The organism is uncultured Campylobacter sp. (genome assembly GCF_937949835.1).
Lineage (GTDB): Bacteria > Campylobacterota > Campylobacteria > Campylobacterales > Campylobacteraceae > Campylobacter_B.
The window spans coordinates 1-2,968 of sequence record NZ_CALEDC010000109.1; the positions used below are offsets into that span (position 1 = coordinate 1).

Genomic DNA, 2,968 nt, shown 5'->3' on the forward strand with positions numbered 1-2,968 from the left:
GTATAGGTGGCCGTATCGTTTGCCGTATCTGCAAGAGCGGAATTTTTAAAATTTAAAATTTTATCGTTTAAGATCAAAGCTTGCTCGCCGTTTTGCGTTTTGCGTTTTAAATTTACGCTACGCAAAATTTTAGACGCGCTAGACCTGCTCGCCGAAATTTTATCCGCTAAATTTCGAGCAGACGAGCTTTTGTTTAAAATTTCGCCGCCGCAGAGCTCGGAGCTTTTTTCAGTATCTCGGGGCAATTTTGATCCTGTAGTAAAGCAGCGATGCGATAAGCGTAACGCCGAATGTCACGGGAAGCGCGATGCTTGGGTATTTAGAGAGCAGCATGATCATCGCGAAGTAGCTAAAAAGCACGCCGAAGATCCCCGCGTAAACGAAGCCCTTTTCGTAGCGATAGGTCACGATGCCGAGGCTTAGCGCAAACAGAAAGCTAGCCAGCGGAAAGAGCGAGACAAGGGTGTAGATGCTAAATTCTTTCCTGCGCTTCTCGCTGCCGCTCATATCGCTCCAGTATCCGATCACGCCGCCTCCGCCGCGGATATTGCGGTCGCTTTGCGTGCGCAGAGTTAGGCTTTCAAACTCGCTTACGTGCCACTGATCGCCGCCCATCGTGTAAATTTTGCCGTCGTGCAGCATCGCCGAAAAGCTCGCGTTTTCGTTTTTAAACTCGCCGCTGCGCGCTACGATCATCCGCTCGTGATCCTGCGAGCCACCTGGATTATATAGCACCAGATCCTTATACAGCGTGCTTGTGCCGTTGTTTTCCTGCGAATCGATAAAAACGAGCCAGTCGGAAAATTTCTGCCCGAATTCGTTGGATTTGATATTTAGCGTCGCGCTAATTTTTTTGTAATCGATGAAATTATCCTTTAAATTTTCGGCTATCGGCATCATAAAAAGCGAGACGAAAAGCAGCGCCAAGGAGCACAGCGCGGCGCTTATGCCAAAAAATAGCGCGATCTTGCGCGTGGCGTAGCCGATGGTAAATATGACGATGGTTTCATTCTCTTTAGAGAGCCTAAAAAGCGAGATGCTAAGCGCTACGAAAAACGCAATCGGCACCGTAAATATGAGGATGCGCGGCAGCATGAAAAGATAGAGCTTTACTAGCTCTGAAAAATTTATCTCGATAAACGACGTAATGCGCGCGATCTGAAGGAAAAAGACGATCGACATTATGATAAAAAGCGTGCTGAAAAGCGACGCGAAGGAGCCGACGAAATTGCTAAATAAATAGCGCTGCACCCTATCCATAAATGATGTCCAAGAGCCTTAAAATTTGATCTTTGAAGATAAAGGTAAGAAGCAGCCCCATCGATAAAAACGGCACGAACGGCAGCTCGTAGCCTCTTTTGTTCGCGATGAGATACGCAGGCAGCGTCAAAATCGCGCCGATGTAGATCGAGATGCCGCCCAGCTTCCAGCCCAAAATCGCCCCCATAACGCCCGCGATAAAAATATCCGCGCTTCCCATCGCTTCGCGCTTTAGCACGAAGGTGACGATGAGGCGCAGCACGAAAAATATCGCCGCGTATCCCGCCGCCGCGCCCACGCCGCTAAGATCAAAATCATACATCAGCGTATAAGCAAGCGAAAGCGCCGTAACTACGTAAAGAAGGCTCTCAGGTACGGCTTTATACTCAAAATCGATCGCCGAAAGCGCCATAAGCAGGATGAAGCAAAGCCCAAGCATCGCGGCTTTTGCAAGATCGGGTTCGCCGAAATACGCCGCAAGCGCAAGCGCGCCGCCTAAAAGCTCGACGATCGGATAGCGGATCGAAATTTTGGTTTTGCAAAAGGCGCATTTGCCGCCCAAAAAGAGCCACGAAAGCAGCGGAATGTTGTGGTAAAATTTTAAAGCGTGAGAGCATTTGGGGCAGTGCGATGCGGGGAAATTTACGCTCTGTCCGCGCGGCAGGCGGTAGATCAGGACGTTGCAAAACGAGCCTACGCAGGTGCCGAATACCGCAAAAATCACGCCGTAAACGATATTTAAATCCATCTTTTTCCTTTGGAGCTTTAACTTTTTAAAATTTAATCAAACGCTCTATGGTAGCGAGAAATTTCTTAGTTTTCATTGATTTTTTGCCTCTCATAAGGGAAAAATTTTACGAAAATCGCCGCCGCGCCCACGCAAAAAAAATGGCTATGAGCCCTGCGATTAGCGGCTCGCCCCATGCCTCATATAATCCGCCGAAAATCAAAAATCCCGCCACTAATATCACGGCGTCCAAAAGATCGAAGTTCAAAGTATCTACGATCCATAAAAACATAATATATGCGCCTATCCCGCTGCCTGCGGATGCTAAAAGCCCCATTTTATCGGGGATGAAAGCAAATGCTAGCACAAAAAACACAAGCAGGCAAATGTAGACCGCCAGTATAAATTTCTTAGGTTTTTTATACACGCTGCCGCATCTTGGGCATCTTAGAGTTTTCATCGGCTTTTTGGTAAGCTTTTTGCCGCAACCGCATTGTATGTAGTAGCTCATGGCATTCCTTGTCGGTTTTAGCGTGAACGGGCAGCGTGATTTTTAAAATTATGCCGCGTTTAAATTTACCGCGCCGCGTAACTTCGTTCGCACTAGAGCTTTAAATTTAAGCGGCACGAAATTTTAAAATTCTAAAATTTTGAAATTTCACGGCACCGCGCGCCTACGTATTAAAATTTTAAATTTTACGATGCCATAAATTAAAATCCTGAAATTTTAAAATTTCATGGTGTCGCGAGCGCCCGCGGATTAAATTTTAAAATTTACCGCGTCGCAGGCGGTTCTGCAAAATAAAATTTTAAAATTTAAAGCGACCGTTAGAGCGACTGCGCCGCAGCTTAAAGACCGCCGAAGCGGCGTTGTTTGCGACGGAAATCATCCACTATGCGCGCAAGCTCCTCGCGCGTGAAATCCGGCCACAGCGTCGGCGTAAACGCAAGCTCGGCATAGCTCGCCTGCCAGAGTAAGAA

General features: G+C 47.3%; 5 protein-coding genes. All 5 read right to left on the reverse strand.

Translation table 11 applies throughout. The features are described from left to right. Window positions 1-245: hypothetical protein (locus tag Q0256_RS02385; protein WP_297959707.1), on the reverse strand; the 245-nt coding region annotated here is incomplete at its 3' end. Then, window positions 229-1,260: an LptF/LptG family permease gene (locus tag Q0256_RS02390; protein WP_297959709.1), complete on the reverse strand. Its 1,032-nt coding sequence runs from the start codon at window positions 1,258-1,260 to the stop codon at window positions 229-231. The genes Q0256_RS02390 and Q0256_RS02385, both read right to left, overlap by 17 nt. After that, complete coding sequence (locus Q0256_RS02395; protein ID WP_297959711.1) at window positions 1,253-2,008, reverse strand: A24 family peptidase; 756 nt, start codon at window positions 2,006-2,008, stop codon at window positions 1,253-1,255. Before Q0256_RS02395 ends, Q0256_RS02390 begins: the two co-directional genes overlap by 8 nt. Before the next feature lie 106 nt (window positions 2,009-2,114). After that, window positions 2,115-2,498: a hypothetical protein gene (locus Q0256_RS02400; RefSeq protein ID WP_297959713.1), complete on the reverse strand. Its 384-nt coding sequence runs from the start codon at window positions 2,496-2,498 to the stop codon at window positions 2,115-2,117. 338 nt (window positions 2,499-2,836) lie between these two features. Then, a partial coding sequence (locus tag Q0256_RS02405) for an undecaprenyl diphosphate synthase family protein (RefSeq protein WP_297959715.1) occupies window positions 2,837-2,968 on the reverse strand: 132 nt, incomplete at its 5' end.

Bases quoted from the DNA above. Each gene is read 5' to 3' on its own strand.
- Q0256_RS02390 (WP_297959709.1), bottom strand. From the start codon at position 1,260: ATGGATAGGGTGCAGCGCTATTTATTTAGCAATTTCGTCGGCTCCTTC.
- Q0256_RS02395 (WP_297959711.1), bottom strand. From the start codon at position 2,008: ATGGATTTAAATATCGTTTACGGCGTGATTTTTGCGGTATTCGGCACC.
- Q0256_RS02400 (WP_297959713.1), bottom strand. From the start codon at position 2,498: ATGAGCTACTACATACAATGCGGTTGCGGCAAAAAGCTTACCAAAAAG.